Here is a 14818-nt window from a genome sequence, read left to right on the forward strand (position 1 = left end):
GGGGTTCGAACTGCCTCGCGGGGCCTCAGATCGCTGGAAGGACCCACCGCCCCTGGCGACCGGGCCTCTCGGCTCTCAATCGCGGATTCAGCTGTCTGAGGGCATGGTCCATGTGCTCAGCGGGGCGTCCATGCCCTGCCTCGACCTATACCCGCGCTGATCTTCGATGCCCTTCATCAACCGCAGTTCGAAGTTCAACGGGAAGAAGGCAAGGGCACGATCCATACTGATGCCGAAGAAGTCATACCGCTTCTGATAGGTCACACCGGACACGAAGATGAAGACGGGCTCGATCGATTTCCTGCCCTTTCGCCGCCAGATACCGCGCCGCAAGGTGCTGCCCGGTTGGGGTACGAAGTAACGATTGCGCGCGGATCCTGCCCGCTTGCGGGAGCGCTTCGTCTCCCATTGCATCGCGTCCGGACCTGCCGCCAGCTGAGAGAGGATCGAAGTAATCATGCCCGGCGAGACGTTGCCATAGGCATCCAGCGTTAGACGCGATGCAGGCACAGCGTACTCATTCGACCTCATCACGCCACGGCGTATCAGCCAGGTCTCGAACGCCTTATGCGGGCGATTGCCGCCGTCCACCTGAGGCATGAGATAATGCTGTCGACGGCGGTTCTGATCCTTGAAATAGACACCAGCCTCAAGGTCGCCGCGGCTACTTGCCTTCAAGACACGAAGGCTATTCAGCGTGTATCGGGTGGGCCTGTCGAAGACGATCGGGATGATCATCTGATGATAGTCCCTGATGTCGTCGACCGTGTCGTTCAACGCCTTAGCCGTCGCGAATGGGATCTGCCGCTTGTAGATATCCTCAAGATCGGCTGTCCATTGCTCGATGCTGGTCTGAAACGAGAAGCTCATATCTCTTGATACGAAAAAGGCGACCCCGAAGGCCGCCTCGCTCAAGTTCGCAATCTCATAGCTGTAGCAATGACCCTGAATCAGCACCTCAGAAGAGGCTTTCAAGGCGGGGTCTGCCCGGCATACCCGCGTGGAGGTTTCCCTCACTCCCGGCCCATTCTCGTTGGGCGGGTCAAACGCTTGCTCAGGATCAGCAGATCATCCGAGGCAGATTGAAGTCACAACTTCTCAAGCAACGCAAGGGGCGTCGTAATCGAATGTTCAACGTCCGCAAGCCGCAGTTCGACGATAGCTTCGACCCCGACCGGCGCCTCACCACGCCTCAAACTAAGCTTGCGGATCTTCGCAATTCGTCCCGAATAACCGATGAATGGCCCCTCTTCAAAGCGGACCATATCGCCCTTCGCAAATTTCTCCGAATGAACTGACGAGCCTTCAAGTTGGCCTAGCAAGGCTTTGAATCTTATAACGTCCGCATCGTTTATCTTGTGCGGCTTCTCAGAGCCACCGACGAGGCCGATAACGCCGTCGACACATCTCAATCCCGAAAACGCAGCAGACGACGGAACGACCGAGACGAGAATGTATCCGGGCAATGCAGGTCTGCTTCCACGGTTTACCACACGATGACGGATGACCATTTTGCCACCCTCGACCGTCGGTAGGTAGGTGTGCACGTGCTGAGCCTTCAGCGCGCTTTCCACAGTCTTCTCACCTCCCGTCATCGTGTGAAGGACGAACCACTCGCGAATCCCAGGCTGATTCGCACTCGCCATGGAAAGCATCGTCGATTTGATTCGCCGCAAGTTGGCGCTGCGCTCCAGCGCCGGCATCAGGCGGTCCATGTCGACCTTGTCGGCCATCGTGATTTTACGCTGCATGATCATTGTCCCGCTCCATTCCGAGTTTCGCTGCAAAACGGGCGAGCGCCTGCTCGACCGCATCATCCAATTCAACCCACTCGCCGCTCACGATCTCCGATGGCGGGAAGCAGAGATATTCAAGCTTGAATTCCGGCCATGCCCAGCCGCGACGCTCGTGCATACGGCGCCACGCGTCGCCGAGGGGGCTATCGATCTTGACGCTCCGGAAGTCGTCGGCCTTCGCGACAATCGCCGGCGAGATCTTTGTTCCACGGCCGGCTCTCGCGTTTTCGTACATCTCGTACACCCGCCGCCAGCCATGCCGCAGCCGGTGAGACGCCAGTTCCTGCAACGCCGCTTTCGTCGGACTGCCTCCCTCGTCGACCTGATCAGCCACCATCTGGCTAAGCCTCGACATGAGCGGCAAAGGCGCCATCGGCTGCAGCTGCTCAGCCAAGCGAAGTCCGCACCACGGTTTGGTGAAGGGTGCGGCATAAGCTGCCCTGCCGGCATCAGCCGGAGCTTCTGTCGGCAAGCGCTCCCATGCCCGTTCCGCGAGGTATGTGGCGCCAGCCTTGAAGATCGTCCGCGCCGATGCCTTCACCGCAGCGATGTAGTCCGGCGTCCGCTCCTCGCAGGCCTTCCGCTGCGCTGACGTCAGTCCCAGCCATTCCCGGCGGACGTTCGCTTCGCTGTCGCTGGTGTATGTCGGCCAGCCGGCCCACCACTTCCGCAATCGCTTCTCCAGCGCCTTGGGACTTTCTTCCTCTTCCCCGTCACGCTCGCGCTCTCTCTCTTCCGGGTTAGGGGGAGTGGTTAGGTTGGAGTAGTTAATAGGTGCCGGTCCAGAGCCGGCAGGGGGTGCCTGCCCAGAGTCGGCACCCCCTGCCGATATACCGGCAGGGGGGGTGGCCGAATCCCGCGTGCCGGTAGGATCATTTTCCTCGCCGTCTTCGTCGTCCCATGCAGAATTTGCAAAGCTTTCCGGCTCGCGATCATAGATCACGCGATAGCGGTGCGCGCTGTCGCGACCATCCGGCGAGGTGACGATGCGTTTCTCGATGACGCCCATGTCAACAAGGCGATCGAGCGATGCCTGAATCGTCGAACGCGAGCAGGTAAGCTCACCGGCCATCTTCACCTGACTGCGCCGGCACCAGCCATCCTTGTTGCTGGTATGCCGGCCGAGGAGGCAAAGCACCTGCAGATCCTTGCCCTTCAACCGTGCGTCGGTGACGATCCAGCCGGGAATGATTGAGAGGCGGTAATGAGGGGCTGCTGTCATGCAGCCACCTGCTCGGACGCGACGCCGCCCCACTGGGCACCGAACGCATCGGCGATCCCTTGAAACGTCTCGGAACGCTTCTTCCAACGATCCGGCCCCGGCGAGGCCCGATGCACCTTTGACCAGCGCTTGTGCTCGTCAGTGCCCTTTGCCGGCGGCGTCAATCGGTTCGTCGGGATGAGCAGCGGGAGCCCGCGAAGATAGAGTGACGTCGCCTTGAAGGCGGGATCTCCGAACCACCACGGCTGCACCGTTTGCGCCGGTGGCTCGTAATTTCGGATCAGCTCCTTGGCATACTTGTGCATGATCGGGTTTTCGACGCAGACGCGCTCGATCGGCGCATTCCAGCAATCGGAGAACAGCGACGCGCCGTCTTCCAGATCATTCCACATTTCGAGTTTCGTGCGCCCCGGCGGTGGCGTTGTCAGCCACCGCACACCGGAATTGCAGAGCCGCGTGCATGGCGGATGCAATACCGCCAGCAGATCCCAGCCGTCGCCCAATAGGTCGCGCACATCGCAGACGATATGCCGATTGCTGCCGTCGTCGGCAGGAAGCAGGTCACAGGACCACGCATCATGGCCGCGATCGGCGAAGGCGCGCCGCACGCGTCCCGACGTCTCGCAGCCGATAAGAACTCTCATCGGTTTCATACTCATTCCGCCCCCTCGACGCTCGCACGCGCCGCCGCTCTGAGATCCTGCGCCGCGATTTCCGCAGACAGGACGATTGTGTGTGGAAGAGAGCCGTCCGGCAGTCGCCGCGCATTGGTCAGCGATTGGACCGCTTCGAGATAGCCGACACCCGCAATCAGCCCCGACTGCTGGAGGATGCGGCGAATGTTCATATGCTCGCGGTTGATCACCCAGTAAGGGCACGCAAACAGCCATTTCGCGCGCTCGTCATGCGTGGTCGCATCCGCCAGAATGTCGACGATGGGCAGCATGTCGCTCATGCCTCCTCGCCTTCAGCCGGCATGTAGTCCTTCCAGTCGACGCGCCGCATGATTGTCGTGTCGCCGTAGCTGCCGTCGTCCTGCAGCTCCCAGACGAACCAGGCTGTATTCATCCGGCTTTGCGCTTCCGGGCCGTCCCACCCGTCGCGATGCATCATCGGCAGACGGCGTTTGAAGACGAGCACGCGCGCTGGCGGGTTGTCGTCCATCGCAAAGTTGCGTTCCGAATCGTCGAAGCCGCAGACGAAGTTGAGGTTGAGCAACAGCGCCATCTTGCGAGGGCGATGGACGCGGAGTGCATGCGCCACATAACGGTTGAGCAATTCGCCATAGGGCGGATTGGTGACGATATCGGGCTGGTCGGGATCTCCCTCGCTTTCGAGGAAGTCCGCCACTCCTTGCAGCTCGCCGAACCGGTCGGCCGTGCCGTAGTCGACGAGGTCGGCAATGATGACCGTATAGCCGGCCGCTTCCATCATCTTCGAGATCGCGCCGCGCCCGCAGGACGGGTCACTCACCTTCGACGAGAACTTCTGCAGCGCCAGCAGCGTGTGCATGGCCTCGGGCCCGGTTTCGTAGAGATTGTGGCCGCGCTCTTCCTTCGTCGCGGTGGACGTGCCGACCGCAACGCGCAGATTGGCGCGAGAGGGTTCAAGCCCCGCCTCGATGCGCGCACGTATCGCCCGCTCGACGAGGCCAGGCTCGCGGCGTTCGGCGGCCGCAAGCTTTCGCGCTTCATGAATTTCCTTGCGTGAAAGCCCCGCCTCCTCAGCCGTAAAAGCGTTCTCGTCTGGAACGCTTTTTTTCGGCCTGCCCTTCAGGGTTTTGCCGTCGGAAACCGCGCGGTCCCATTCGTCCGCGATCAGGATCGTTGCCCGCGCCTCGATCAACAGCGCCTCGCCCTGCAGGCGTCGCGCCTTCTGCACCAGCCGATCCTTAGCGCCAACGCGCGCCGCAAATTGCGCTCCGGCCTTCGCCTGGTCATATGCGCCGGACGCCAAAAGCCGCGCCGCCATCGCATCGCCCTCGTCGAGGAGGGCCCTTGCACGCTCGACGACCTGCACGAGCCCTGACGCATCGTAGGTCGAGACATCGGCAAGCGCCTTCAGTTCTCCAACCGTCGTCTCGACGGATGCGCCGCCAGACGAAATGGTCACGCTGACATCGTCGCCGGCCTCGGCGTTCTCGGGATCGTAAGCCCAGCCGTTGAATACCGCCCTCGCCTTCTCGGTCGAATACCAGAGATCAGCCTTGACCTTGTCGCGGGAGAGGAAGCCCTTGCTGTTGAGCGCGCGCGCGGCTTTCGACTCGCGTTCCGCACCAGTGACGACACTGAAGTCGTTGGCAGGATCGAGCGCGCGCTGCATGAGGCTCGCCTGCGTCGGGCCGAGCTTTGGATAGTCGGCCATCACTCGCACCTCATGAGGCGGAGAAGATAAGCCTCACCCTTCGCGGTCATGGACACGAGATGCGGATCGTCGTCGAGCCGCACGAGATAGCCACCCTCAATCGCAGCGCCGACGCCGCGCAAGTCAGCATCCAGCGAAAGCGGATACGCCCGGCGGTTCTGCCGGGCGTGGAGCCGTACGCGATACAGGAGGCGGCATCCAGCACTGTTGAGGCCGGGATCGGTCACCATCATTCTCCGACCACCTTCAAGCCCGCAGCTGCACCGCCCCTCGCCTTGATGACGGCCAGCGAGGCACGAAGATCAGAGGCTGCACGCTCCAAGCCACCAGCTACGCGATCGACGGTCGTTGCCTCCGAAGGAGTAACCTGCCCATCCGAGATGGCGATGGCGATGGCATTGGCCAGTTCCGCCGTTTGCCGCATCAGTTCAGCATGCGAGGTCAGCACATTGACCTCCGCCTTGCGGGTTTCATCCGGATCAGTCAGTCGTCGTCCGTTGGTTTCGGCGAGAACGGCTGTCACCAGCGCTTGGCCACAATCACGTTCAAGCACCGCGATCGCGCCAACCGACATCAGATCCGGCTCCGCACCATTGTTCCAGCGTCCGACCTCGCTCTTGGAATAGCCGGACTTGTCGACGACGCGCATGATGCCGCCGCAGCGCTCGATAAGATCTCGTTGGGCCGCTTTTACGCGGAAGAGAAAGGCATCCATGTCGGTCTCCGAAAGGCAAAGAAAAGGCTTTCCCGATCCGGGAATTTCCGGCGGGCTTTCCCGTGTTGGGAACGGTTCAGAAATGCGATGTTCAGTCCGTCAGCAGATCACGGAGGTCCGCATGCCTGGACGAAACATGGAAGAGAAAGCGCGCCGGAACGCGGAAGTCGGGCAGTCCGGCGCGAGGTGGCGCGGCGGTAAAAACCGCGCAGGGAACCACGGGAAGTCATGCGGCCTCCTTCGTGCACTCTGGACGAGGCAGAGGACCTACATCCGGCCAAGCGACACCATCAGGCCAATTGTCCGAGAACCATTGCAGAGCACGTTCAAAGGTGCCGGTCGCCAGATCGCCGCCGTCGACAATGTCGTCGAGCTTGGCGCCGCGATTGAAGACGATCGTCGACATACGTTTACGCCCAATGCCGGAGGCCTCGGCGTAGGTATCGGCAATAGTGATAATTTGTTCTCGTAGCGTCATGGCGGCAAAATGCGGTCAAATGGCCGCATATGTCAAGATCAAATAACCGCTTTCCAACCATCTCAATGCGGCTGATAATCCGCACATGGAGAAATCTGTGACCGACATCCTCAAAGAACTCATTGCCGAGCAAGGGCTTACGTGGGAAGCGGCGGCTTTGAAGAGCGGCTTGGAGCGGAGCTATTTTCGCAAGCTCTTCGAGCGCGGAGGCGCATCGCCACGCGGTCAAACGCTCAAAAAGATATCCGATGGCCTTGGCGTTCCGCTGGCGACGCTGCTAGGCGAATCCATCGACATGTCGAGCTCGACACAACCGACCGTACCCACAAATGATGTCCGCACCGCATCTGCCTCCTTGCCACTGCCGATGGAAATGGTGAAAGATGTCCCCGTGATGGGCACGGCCGCCGGATCGCATTTGAAAGGCGCCTTCCAGCTTTCGACCGAGCCCGTAGACTATGTGAGGCGTCCGCATACCCTGATGAATGCTCGAAATGTATACTCGCTTTACGTCGAAGGCACCTCGATGGAACCGCAGTTCCAGCCAGGCGACCTGATCTATGTGCATCCCGATAAGCCGCCCCGATTCGGAGACGCCGTCGTCATCCAGTGCCAGTTTAACGCGCATGGCTCGATGGAAGCGACGATCGGCATCCTCAGCAAGCGCGCGCCCGAAACCGTCACCATCCGGAAGCATAACCCGACCGCCGAAATCGAGATCCCGCGATCGACCATCGTCGCGATTCACAAGGTGCTGTCGATGAACGAAATCTACGGCGTATAGCCTCACCCATCCGTATTGACGCGCAAAAAGAGCGGCGAAGCGATTCGCCGATCACTTAGTTTTTGCCTCACATTTTCAAAGACATCGGCTGGTATGCGGTTAAATAGCCGCACACATTGTTGACAGCGGTCATTTATCCGCATTATTGTCCGCAGCATCCGGTCTAAACTCCTCCTCCCAAGCCGGATCGCCTATCGGGGGCGCGCCGCTGCTCTCTCCTCCTCCCGGAGCAGCGGCGAAACCGGGAGGCGAAGGAGAGCTAAAATGCAGACACAGACCCCCTACCCAGCCGCGATCGGCCGCAACATCGCCAATGAAATGGCAGAGCACGCGCGGGAGCGCGGCGAGGGCCTGACTTTCAAGGACTACAAGCGCCTCGGCTTCACCGACGCCCAGATCATCCGCTACAGCGACGAAGCCGCCGCCATCTACGCCCGCCGCGCGATGCGCCGGGTCGCCTGAGATCCGGTTTCGGTCACCGCTCCGACCAGGAACGGAGCGGGTTCCGAAACGGAAGCGAAAGGGCTCCTCTCATGCAAACGGTCCGGACAGTTCGCCCGACAGCAATCGCGCTGCCGGAAGCGGGTTCGCTTATTCTGCGCGTCACGCGGATGCCTGTTGAGGATCAGCGTCGTGTCGAGTTCGCATTGTTGTTCATCCTCTCGATCGTCCTCCCGATCGCGATTCTCCTCCAGGTGCCGGCATGACAGCACCAACCGCCATCCTTGCGGGCGTCGGCGCAGCTTTCTGCGCTGGCATGCTATTCGGCACGGCGCTGCTAATCGGTAAGCTGCCTAAGGCCATTCGACGCTTGGTCGAGTGGCGCCGCCTGCGCTCGCTTCGCGTCGACGACACTTGGGAAAACTCTCCTTGGAGGGACATGTAATGGCCGAGATCCTCACATTCCCTCCGAAGTTTCGCGTCGTCTCAGACCGATTCAGCCCCAGCATTGAGGAAGAGATCGAAATCCAGATGGCCGAAGCCCGCCGTCGCCACGTTGCGCAGGCGTTCGAACATGTCGCGAGCGCGAACATCGATCTCGTAGTCGCAAATCTCTGCCGCAAGTCCGGTTTCGAGGGATTGACCGACGACACCATGATCGGTCTCGTACACGCGATGATCGATGTCATCGACGCCCTTGGCTGCCGCAACGCCGATCTGCCGCTTCGCCGCACCCTGAACGAGGCAATCGAGAGGATGGAGCGCGCGTATGCAGGCTAAGCTGAAGAAGCTGACCGGCAAAGAGCTTCGCCGACAGACGCTCGATCGTCCGCTTGTGATTAAGACGATCACGATAAACCGCCGCGTCGTCGCCGGTGACCACGGTGGCATTGCCTACGTGGATTTCACATTGCCTTGGGTCTCCATGCACGCAGCCGCCCGTGAGGCCGATCGCCAAGGAGGAGCCCGTGGCTTCTAAGGCAGACGGCGAACGTCTTTCAGCGATCCGCGCCCGCCATGCCGAGGCCAGCACCAACTGGCAGCTCGGCAGCACCGGGACAGAGCTGCTCGCAATTATCGTACCCAACACACAGCCAGTGTCCGTCGCACAGCTGACTGTCGAGTGCGGCTACATCGATCGCGACTTCCTGCTTCATGCCCACGACGATCTGCGTTTCATCCTGGGGCTACTCCAGGAAGCATTCGCCGAGATCCGACGCTGGAAGCCTCGCCAGCAGCAACAGGCAGAGCACGCGCACAAGAACGCCAACTACGCGGCGGAATGCGCGATGAGATCGAATGATCAGATCTTCCGCCGCTTCATGCTTGAAGAGAAGGGCGCGACCGAAGTCAGCGACGCCGTCCGAGTGGATTCGCACATTCGCTACCTCCTGAAAATCGACAGCCGAAACGAATTGAACACCGACGCCGGCGCCCGCAATCGATGGTTCGATCTGCGCGCCGAGTTCGAAGCTTGGAAGAGGAACGCCGCATGACCGACCTAGTGGATCGCCTGTGCCCATACCGCCCGACCGACGAGTGGGGCCCAGCTGTGCACCATACCATCTGCGACGAAGCAGCCAACGAGATCCAGCTGCTTCAAAGGGACGTGGCAATCTTCAATGGCCACCGGCACGAGCTGTTAGAGCACATCACTGCCACCCCCCCACCCGTTCCACATGTGGTGGCGTCCGATCCGGTATGGGAAGAACTCTGCAAGCTGGCGTTTGCCGTTCAGCACAACCCCAATTGCCCTAGCCCTTGGCTTGTACGGCTAGCGGGCAAAGGCTCGATCGACATGAAGCCCTACGGGGACCGGCTCGGCATTGTCCGTCACCAGACCGGTGACAGGCTTGGCTTCGGCAAGACGTTGGATGAGGCTGCCCGGCCCGCCCTTGCCACCGCTTCGGAGGGCTCCGCACATGGAAGCTAAGCAGCTTCATATGCTAGCGCCGCCCCAATCGAAAGGGGCTACGGGGTTAGTTGTCGCGGGAAATCTGGCCGGCCTTTCGCTCCCACGGGCTGAAACCGGCTTTCTCGCGTTCGCTGTTAACGTCAGCCAGACATGTCCGCATCACTACGTCTTTTACGACGAGTGCTGGGGAAAGCCGCCAGTCGGCCGTGTAGGTTCTGTAATGCGAATCCACAAGGTCCACGAGCATCGTGGAGTTGATTTCTTGCTCCTTAAGGCACTTGTTAATCCCTGTGCGTTGGGCTTTCATCCACGGCGGCTCTCCGGGGGTGGATGTTCGTGTCCAGCCATCCATTACGCCGACCAAATAGGCCTCTTGCATCGCTGGTTGGAATTTTTTCCAACTCGCATAGTTGGTAACGAATATCGCGTGTGCAGCGGACGGCACGAAAACAGACAAGATCAATGCAAGCTTAACAAGTGGCCGGATCACGAAAGCACCTCTAATGACGAGCGGCAGGCTACCAGAGCGCGCCCAGCCGCGCTAGATCTTGGCCGGGGTTACCGGACATCCCCACCACCCTTAGAGAGGGAACCTGCAGAAAATCGACCGGAGGAAGAGTGATGGGACGCCGCGCAGTCATCCGATCGACGGACATCACCACTACGCTTGCGGCCCTGAAAGCAGCGGGTATCACGCCATTGGCAATGGATACATTGCCAGATGGTGGCATGCGATGGCATTTTACGCCGCCGGGAAAGCCGGATGAGGACGAGCTCGATCGCGAGCTAAGGGACTTTGAAGAGCGCAATGGTCGAAATAGAGCTTAAAGGCATCCACACCGTCAAAGCCAAGGGCAAGATTTATTATTACGCTTGGCGCGGCGGGCCGGCGCTCAAAGGCCTTCCCGGCTCGTTCGAATTCATGAAGTCCTACAACGAGGCAATCGCCGAGCGGCGTGCGCCCGAGGACGGAAAGTTTAAGTCGGTCATCGCCCACTACAAAACTCATGAATTCGGCAAGCTGGCCTCATCTACCAGGCGCGTTTGGTCGCCTTGGCTCGATAAGATCGGGAAACGGTTCGGCGATCTGAGCATTGCGCAGTTCAATAGACCTGAGAAAATTCGGCCAAGCATCATCCGTTGGCGCAGCGAGTATTCCGAGACCCCTCGCACAGCGGATCTCGCGCTGCAGGTGCTATCGCGACTATTGTCGCACGCTGTCGATCCCATGGGAAAAATAGCGTCAAACCCTTGCGAAGGCATACGGCACCTCTACAGCCAATCTCGCGCTGAGATCATCTGGACTGCTGACGACATCGCTCAGCTGAAAACGGAGGCGTCCAAGGAAGTTGCACTTGCCGTCGATCTCGCAGCCCATACCGGATTGCGGGTTGGCGATCTTGTTCGCCTAGCATGGTCCCACATCGGGAGGGACGCAATTGTGATTTCCACCGGCAAGAGCAAACACAGGAAAGAAGCGGTGATCCCTCGATACGACGCTTTGAACGAGCTGCTCGACCGCATCCCGAAGAACTCGCCGATAATCCTCACCAACAGCCGCAAGCGACCTTGGACGCAAGACGGCCTCGCTAGCTCGTTCTGGACCGCAAAGGTCGAAGCGCACATGCAGGAACGCGACCTACACTTTCACGATCTGCGAGGCACCGCCGCGACAAACTTCTACACTGCCGGTCTGTCGATCCGGGTGATTGCTGAAATTATGGGCTGGGAAGAAGATCAGGTGGAGAAGATTATTCGTCGATATGTCAGCCGAGGTGCTGCGACGAGGGAGGCGATTCGCCAACTCAACGAAGCGCGAGAGAAGAAAACCGCGGCTTCGAAAAGCACGAACGACGAACAGGCGCTGTAAAACTGCCTGTAAAACCACGGTTGTTCCGTGGTCGGAGTTGGTATCTAAGTAACTGAAAACATTGATGGAGCGGGTGAAGGGAATCGAACCCTCGTATTCAGCTTGGGAAGCTGCTGCTCTACCATTGAGCTACACCCGCACTAGAGCGAGACTTTCTACAGATGATCGCCGCTGTCAAGCGGCCAAACACCGACAATCATAACAAGGCACCTCTGATATTGCAGCCTCCGCGCGGTTTTTGGTGGGTGGGTCACAACTGCGGATCAATACGTGCTTTTCATAATAAAATACCGTTTGTGGCAAATAACCCGAACGTTGTAAGCGCTCTCACAAACAAAACAAAAGCACTCTGGAACCGCCCTTCAATTCATCTGAATCATGACGATGTCAGGATTGAGGAAATTGAAGAACGCCACTGTCAGTCTTGTTCACCGCAATCGTCACAGCACGGACACCACAAGGCTCAATAAGATTCTACCGGCCGGACCTTATCACGCGCCGAACGCCGCTCCTTCAAATCGACGGCAGAAACATTGCCCCACCTCTGACCGAATGATGGCGAACCGCGCCCTCTGGCTACCGACGAGAAAGCGGCAACCAGCAACCGACCACACCAGGACGCTCAAATGCGGAAGTGCTTGGAAAGCTTCAGGCCCTGGGCCTGATAGTTCGAGCCGAGGCCGGAGCCGTAGAGGCTTTCCGGGTGCTCCCGCATATGTTCGTAGACGAGGCGGCCGACGATCTGGCCGTCTTCGAGGATGAAGGGAACCTCGTGGCTGCGGACCTCGAGCACGGCGCGGCTGCCGCGGCCGCCAGCGGGTGCGTGGCCGAAGCCTGGGTCGAAGAAGCCGGCATAGTGCACGCGGAATTCGCCGACCAGCGGATCGAAGGGGGTCATCTCGGCCGCGTAGTGCGGCGGCACATGGATGGCCTCGCGGGAGACGAGGATGTAGAACTCGTCAGGATCCAGGATCAGTTCGTTGCGGCCGCGACTATAGAGAGGCTCCCAGAAATCATAGATGTCGTGCTGCGCCTTCTTGTCGACATCGACGACGGCGGTGTGATGCTTGCCGCGGTAGCCGATCAGGCCGTCCTCGTCGCCCGCAAGATCGATCGACAGCGCAATACCGCCGCCCGAGACGTTCGGCTGCTTGCTGGCAACCAGCGTTTCGGCATCGTGCAGCGCCAGAAGTTCGGGCTCGCCGAGCAGGGAATGCCCGACACGGAAGCGGATCTGCGACAGGCGCGAGCCCCGGCGCACGACAATCGGGAAAGTGCGCGGGCTAATTTCGAGGTAGAGAGGGCCGGAATAGCCGGCCGGGATCTTATCAAACTCCTGCGCATAGTCGGTGATGACGCGCGTGAAGATATCCAAACGCCCCGTCGAGCTCTTCGGGTTGGCCGAGGCCGACATATCGGCAGGCAGGTCGAGGCGCTCCATCAGCGGAACGATATAGACACAGCCTGTCTCCAGCACGGCACCTTCGGAGAGGTCGACGACGTGAAGGCTTAGGCGATCGAGCTTGTCGGACACAAGATGGGATGGACCCGGCATGAAACTCGCGCGAACGCGGAACGCCTTGGCACCAAGCCTGAGGTCGAGGCTTGCCGGCTGGATCTGGTCGTGATCCAAATCGCGCTCAGAGGTGAGACGCCCGGCCTCAAAGAGCGCGGCAATCGCACGATCTGCCAAAATTCCTGTTACGCGAGCCATCATGCCTCATCCATCTTTGTCGCAGACAAAACCAAACTCAAGGAATTGACGCAAGCATAGAACGGCAGTATTGCAGCTTTATCCCGTGGTGATTTGGCCGGTCGGCTTGCAGCCACGTTAAACAAGTGGCTAAAAGGACCGGGTGCAAAACCGGTCTGCTTTCGCGGCCGGTTTTTTGTTGTTTGAAAGTGGTGATTCATGAGCAAGACCTGGCGCCCGGCAACCCAACTCGTCCACGACGGTTCGCTGCGCTCGCAATATGGCGAGACCTCCGAAGCAATCTACCTCACGCAGGGCTTCGTCTATGAAAGCGCGGAAGCGGCCGAAGCACGCTTCAAGGGCGAGACCGAAGGCTATATTTACGCTCGCTACGGCAGCCCGACCAACGACATGTTCGAGAAGCGCATGTGCGCGCTCGAAGGTGCCGAGGAGGCCCGTGCCACGGCCTCGGGCATGGCAGCCGTCACCGCCGCGATCCTCTGCCAGGTGAAGGCAGGCGACCACATCGTCGCAGCCCGCGCCCTCTTCGGCTCCTGCCGCTGGGTCATCGAGACGCTTGCGCCGAAATATGGCATCGAATGTACGCTGGTCGATGGTCGCCATCTCGAGAACTGGGAAAAGGCGATCCGTCCGAACACGAAGGTGTTCTTCCTGGAAAGCCCGACGAACCCGACGCTGGAAGTGATCGACATCGCCGGTGTTGCCAGGCTCGCCAACCAGATCGGCGCCAAAGTCGTGGTCGACAACGTCTTTGCAACCCCGATCTTCCAGAAGCCACTCGAGCTCGGCGCCCATATCGTCGTCTATTCGGCCACCAAGCACATCGACGGTCAGGGCCGCAGCCTCGGGGGCGTGATCCTCTCCGACACGGAATGGGTCAACGAGAACCTGCAGGACTACTACCGCCACACCGGCCCGGCGATGTCGCCGTTCACGGCGTGGACGCTGCTGAAGGGCCTCGAGACACTGCCACTGCGCGTCAAACAGCAGACCGAAAATGCATCGAAGATTGCCGACTTCCTGGCTGATCAGCCGAAGGTCGCCAAGGTAATCTATCCCGGCCGCAAGGATCATCCGCAGGCCGACATCGTCGCCAAGCAGATGAAGGGCGGCTCAACGCTGGTCGCCATCGAATTGAAGGGTGGCAAGGAGGCAGCCTTCGCGCTTCAAAACGCGCTTGATATCGTCAAGATCTCCAACAATCTGGGCGACGCCAAGAGCCTGATCACGCACCCGGCGACGACGACGCACAAGAACCTCACCGACGAGGCGCGCGCAGAGCTCGGCATCTCCGGCGGCACCGTTCGTCTCTCCGCGGGCATCGAGGACACGGATGATCTGATCGAGGATTTTGCCCAGGCGCTCGCCAAGGTGAACGCCTGATCCGCCCATATCGGCCGGATTGCCTCCGATCCGGCCGACCGCCATGCGTTTCCGCCACACGCGAGGCGGGCTAAAATTAGGCTTAGCACGCGAAACCTCTTGCCATTGCAGGCATTCGGGACGTGATCGCCTATCG

Annotated in this window: 22 protein-coding genes, 1 tRNA gene and 1 riboswitch; of the genes, 11 read left to right on the forward strand and 12 right to left on the reverse strand. The window is 60.1% G+C overall.

Annotated elements, in window-relative coordinates:
• Positions 1-87: 87 nt before the first annotated feature.
• The 9 genes from BSG20_RS02000 to BSG20_RS02040 form a co-directional block, all read right to left on the reverse strand.
• Complete coding sequence (locus BSG20_RS02000; RefSeq protein ID WP_072371201.1) at positions 88-975, reverse strand: hypothetical protein; 888 nt, start codon at positions 973-975, stop codon at positions 88-90.
• A 113-nt stretch (positions 976-1088) separates the two neighbouring features.
• Entirely contained in the window at positions 1089-1733 is a 645-nt protein-coding gene (gene nusG / locus BSG20_RS02005; RefSeq protein WP_167371539.1) for a transcription termination/antitermination protein NusG, read from the reverse strand.
• A gap of 7 nt (positions 1734-1740) precedes the next feature.
• The gene (locus BSG20_RS02010) at positions 1741-3018 is read right to left on the reverse strand and encodes a helix-turn-helix domain-containing protein (RefSeq protein ID WP_072371204.1); all 1278 of its coding nucleotides are present in this window, start codon (positions 3016-3018) and stop codon (positions 1741-1743) included.
• Positions 3015-3677 carry a hypothetical protein gene (locus BSG20_RS02015; RefSeq protein ID WP_072371207.1) on the reverse strand — a complete coding sequence of 221 codons (663 nt, stop codon included), beginning with the start codon at positions 3675-3677 and terminating at the stop codon, positions 3015-3017. The genes BSG20_RS02010 and BSG20_RS02015 overlap by 4 nt, the downstream gene beginning before the upstream one ends.
• A complete protein-coding gene (locus BSG20_RS02020; RefSeq protein ID WP_072371210.1) occupies positions 3674-3973 on the reverse strand; it encodes a hypothetical protein in 300 nt (99 codons plus the stop codon). The genes BSG20_RS02015 and BSG20_RS02020 overlap by 4 nt, the downstream gene beginning before the upstream one ends.
• On the reverse strand, positions 3970-5382 hold the full coding sequence (locus tag BSG20_RS02025; protein ID WP_244541259.1) for a TRM11 family methyltransferase: 1413 nt from the start codon (positions 5380-5382) through the stop codon (positions 3970-3972). The genes BSG20_RS02020 and BSG20_RS02025 overlap by 4 nt, the downstream gene beginning before the upstream one ends.
• Positions 5382-5615, reverse strand: a complete 234-nt coding sequence (locus BSG20_RS02030; RefSeq protein WP_072371213.1) for a hypothetical protein — start codon at positions 5613-5615, stop codon at positions 5382-5384. Before BSG20_RS02030 ends, BSG20_RS02025 begins: the two co-directional genes overlap by 1 nt.
• Entirely contained in the window at positions 5612-6097 is a 486-nt protein-coding gene (locus tag BSG20_RS02035; RefSeq protein WP_072371216.1) for a hypothetical protein, read from the reverse strand. The genes BSG20_RS02030 and BSG20_RS02035 overlap by 4 nt, the downstream gene beginning before the upstream one ends.
• Before the next feature lie 226 nt (positions 6098-6323).
• Positions 6324-6575 carry a hypothetical protein gene (locus BSG20_RS02040; protein ID WP_072371219.1) on the reverse strand — a complete coding sequence of 84 codons (252 nt, stop codon included), beginning with the start codon at positions 6573-6575 and terminating at the stop codon, positions 6324-6326.
• A gap of 97 nt (positions 6576-6672) precedes the next feature.
• On the opposite strand from BSG20_RS02040, the gene BSG20_RS02045 reads away from it, so the two are divergent.
• From BSG20_RS02045 to BSG20_RS02075, 8 genes are all read left to right on the forward strand, one after another.
• Entirely contained in the window at positions 6673-7359 is a 687-nt protein-coding gene (locus BSG20_RS02045; RefSeq protein WP_083539865.1) for an XRE family transcriptional regulator, read from the forward strand.
• Positions 7360-7623: 264 nt separating this feature from the next.
• Positions 7624-7821, forward strand: coding sequence for a hypothetical protein (locus BSG20_RS02050; protein WP_072371225.1), 198 nt, complete (start codon positions 7624-7626; stop codon positions 7819-7821).
• Between the two features lie 71 nt (positions 7822-7892).
• Positions 7893-8066, forward strand: a complete 174-nt coding sequence (locus BSG20_RS36270) for a hypothetical protein (RefSeq protein WP_167371540.1) — start codon at positions 7893-7895, stop codon at positions 8064-8066.
• Positions 8063-8245, forward strand: a complete 183-nt coding sequence (locus BSG20_RS02055) for a hypothetical protein (RefSeq protein WP_072371228.1) — start codon at positions 8063-8065, stop codon at positions 8243-8245. Before BSG20_RS36270 ends, BSG20_RS02055 begins: the two co-directional genes overlap by 4 nt.
• On the forward strand, positions 8245-8580 hold the full coding sequence (locus BSG20_RS02060) for a hypothetical protein (RefSeq protein ID WP_072371231.1): 336 nt from the start codon (positions 8245-8247) through the stop codon (positions 8578-8580). The genes BSG20_RS02055 and BSG20_RS02060 overlap by 1 nt, the downstream gene beginning before the upstream one ends.
• On the forward strand, positions 8570-8779 hold the full coding sequence (locus BSG20_RS02065; protein WP_072371234.1) for a hypothetical protein: 210 nt from the start codon (positions 8570-8572) through the stop codon (positions 8777-8779). The genes BSG20_RS02060 and BSG20_RS02065 overlap by 11 nt, the downstream gene beginning before the upstream one ends.
• Positions 8769-9296, forward strand: a complete 528-nt coding sequence (locus BSG20_RS02070) for a hypothetical protein (RefSeq protein ID WP_072371237.1) — start codon at positions 8769-8771, stop codon at positions 9294-9296. The genes BSG20_RS02065 and BSG20_RS02070 overlap by 11 nt, the downstream gene beginning before the upstream one ends.
• Positions 9293-9733 (forward strand): hypothetical protein, encoded by a 441-nt coding sequence (locus BSG20_RS02075; RefSeq protein ID WP_072371240.1) that lies wholly within the window; start codon positions 9293-9295, stop codon positions 9731-9733. Before BSG20_RS02070 ends, BSG20_RS02075 begins: the two co-directional genes overlap by 4 nt.
• 46 nt (positions 9734-9779) lie before the next feature.
• On the opposite strand, the gene BSG20_RS02080 is transcribed toward BSG20_RS02075, so the two are convergent.
• A complete protein-coding gene (locus BSG20_RS02080; protein ID WP_143147457.1) occupies positions 9780-10205 on the reverse strand; it encodes a hypothetical protein in 426 nt (141 codons plus the stop codon).
• Between the two features lie 131 nt (positions 10206-10336).
• On the opposite strand from BSG20_RS02080, the gene BSG20_RS35450 reads away from it, so the two are divergent.
• Both BSG20_RS35450 and BSG20_RS02085 read left to right on the forward strand, forming a co-directional pair.
• On the forward strand, positions 10337-10543 hold the full coding sequence (locus tag BSG20_RS35450) for a hypothetical protein (protein ID WP_143147458.1): 207 nt from the start codon (positions 10337-10339) through the stop codon (positions 10541-10543).
• The gene (locus BSG20_RS02085; protein ID WP_072371245.1) at positions 10524-11585 is read left to right on the forward strand and encodes a tyrosine-type recombinase/integrase; all 1062 of its coding nucleotides are present in this window, start codon (positions 10524-10526) and stop codon (positions 11583-11585) included. The genes BSG20_RS35450 and BSG20_RS02085 overlap by 20 nt, the downstream gene beginning before the upstream one ends.
• Positions 11586-11650: 65 nt before the next feature.
• Here the strand turns inward: BSG20_RS02085 and BSG20_RS02090 are convergent.
• Together BSG20_RS02090 and BSG20_RS02095 are read right to left on the reverse strand one after the other, a co-directional pair.
• Positions 11651-11724: transfer RNA gene (locus tag BSG20_RS02090), tRNA-Gly, on the reverse strand.
• Between the two features lie 483 nt (positions 11725-12207).
• Entirely contained in the window at positions 12208-13302 is a 1095-nt protein-coding gene (locus tag BSG20_RS02095; RefSeq protein ID WP_072371247.1) for a 2'-deoxycytidine 5'-triphosphate deaminase, read from the reverse strand.
• 72 nt (positions 13303-13374) lie between these two features.
• Positions 13375-13453: riboswitch (SAM riboswitch) on the forward strand.
• A 44-nt stretch (positions 13454-13497) separates the two neighbouring features.
• Between BSG20_RS02095 and BSG20_RS02100 the strand changes: the two genes are divergently transcribed.
• Positions 13498-14682: an O-succinylhomoserine sulfhydrylase gene (locus tag BSG20_RS02100; RefSeq protein ID WP_072371249.1), complete on the forward strand. Its 1185-nt coding sequence runs from the start codon at positions 13498-13500 to the stop codon at positions 14680-14682.
• Positions 14683-14818 lie beyond the last annotated feature (136 nt).

This window comes from Rhizobium tibeticum, assembly GCF_900110205.1.
Lineage (GTDB): Bacteria > Pseudomonadota > Alphaproteobacteria > Rhizobiales > Rhizobiaceae > Rhizobium > Rhizobium tibeticum.

Bases quoted from the DNA above. Each gene is read 5' to 3' on its own strand.
- nusG (WP_167371539.1), bottom strand. From the start codon at position 1,733: ATGGCCGACAAGGTCGACATGGACCGCCTGATGCCGGCGCTGGAGCGC.
- BSG20_RS02010 (WP_072371204.1), bottom strand. From the start codon at position 3,018: ATGACAGCAGCCCCTCATTACCGCCTCTCAATCATTCCCGGCTGGATC.
- BSG20_RS02015 (WP_072371207.1), bottom strand. From the start codon at position 3,677: ATGAGTATGAAACCGATGAGAGTTCTTATCGGCTGCGAGACGTCGGGA.
- BSG20_RS02020 (WP_072371210.1), bottom strand. From the start codon at position 3,973: ATGAGCGACATGCTGCCCATCGTCGACATTCTGGCGGATGCGACCACG.
- BSG20_RS02025 (WP_244541259.1), bottom strand. From the start codon at position 5,382: ATGGCCGACTATCCAAAGCTCGGCCCGACGCAGGCGAGCCTCATGCAG.
- BSG20_RS02030 (WP_072371213.1), bottom strand. From the start codon at position 5,615: ATGATGGTGACCGATCCCGGCCTCAACAGTGCTGGATGCCGCCTCCTG.
- BSG20_RS02035 (WP_072371216.1), bottom strand. From the start codon at position 6,097: ATGGATGCCTTTCTCTTCCGCGTAAAAGCGGCCCAACGAGATCTTATC.
- BSG20_RS02040 (WP_072371219.1), bottom strand. From the start codon at position 6,575: ATGACGCTACGAGAACAAATTATCACTATTGCCGATACCTACGCCGAG.
- BSG20_RS02050 (WP_072371225.1), top strand. From the start codon at position 7,624: ATGCAGACACAGACCCCCTACCCAGCCGCGATCGGCCGCAACATCGCC.
- BSG20_RS36270 (WP_167371540.1), top strand. From the start codon at position 7,893: ATGCAAACGGTCCGGACAGTTCGCCCGACAGCAATCGCGCTGCCGGAA.
- BSG20_RS02055 (WP_072371228.1), top strand. From the start codon at position 8,063: ATGACAGCACCAACCGCCATCCTTGCGGGCGTCGGCGCAGCTTTCTGC.
- BSG20_RS02060 (WP_072371231.1), top strand. From the start codon at position 8,245: ATGGCCGAGATCCTCACATTCCCTCCGAAGTTTCGCGTCGTCTCAGAC.
- BSG20_RS02065 (WP_072371234.1), top strand. From the start codon at position 8,570: ATGCAGGCTAAGCTGAAGAAGCTGACCGGCAAAGAGCTTCGCCGACAG.
- BSG20_RS02075 (WP_072371240.1), top strand. From the start codon at position 9,293: ATGACCGACCTAGTGGATCGCCTGTGCCCATACCGCCCGACCGACGAG.
- BSG20_RS35450 (WP_143147458.1), top strand. From the start codon at position 10,337: ATGGGACGCCGCGCAGTCATCCGATCGACGGACATCACCACTACGCTT.
- BSG20_RS02085 (WP_072371245.1), top strand. From the start codon at position 10,524: ATGGTCGAAATAGAGCTTAAAGGCATCCACACCGTCAAAGCCAAGGGC.
- BSG20_RS02095 (WP_072371247.1), bottom strand. From the start codon at position 13,302: ATGATGGCTCGCGTAACAGGAATTTTGGCAGATCGTGCGATTGCCGCG.
- BSG20_RS02100 (WP_072371249.1), top strand. From the start codon at position 13,498: ATGAGCAAGACCTGGCGCCCGGCAACCCAACTCGTCCACGACGGTTCG.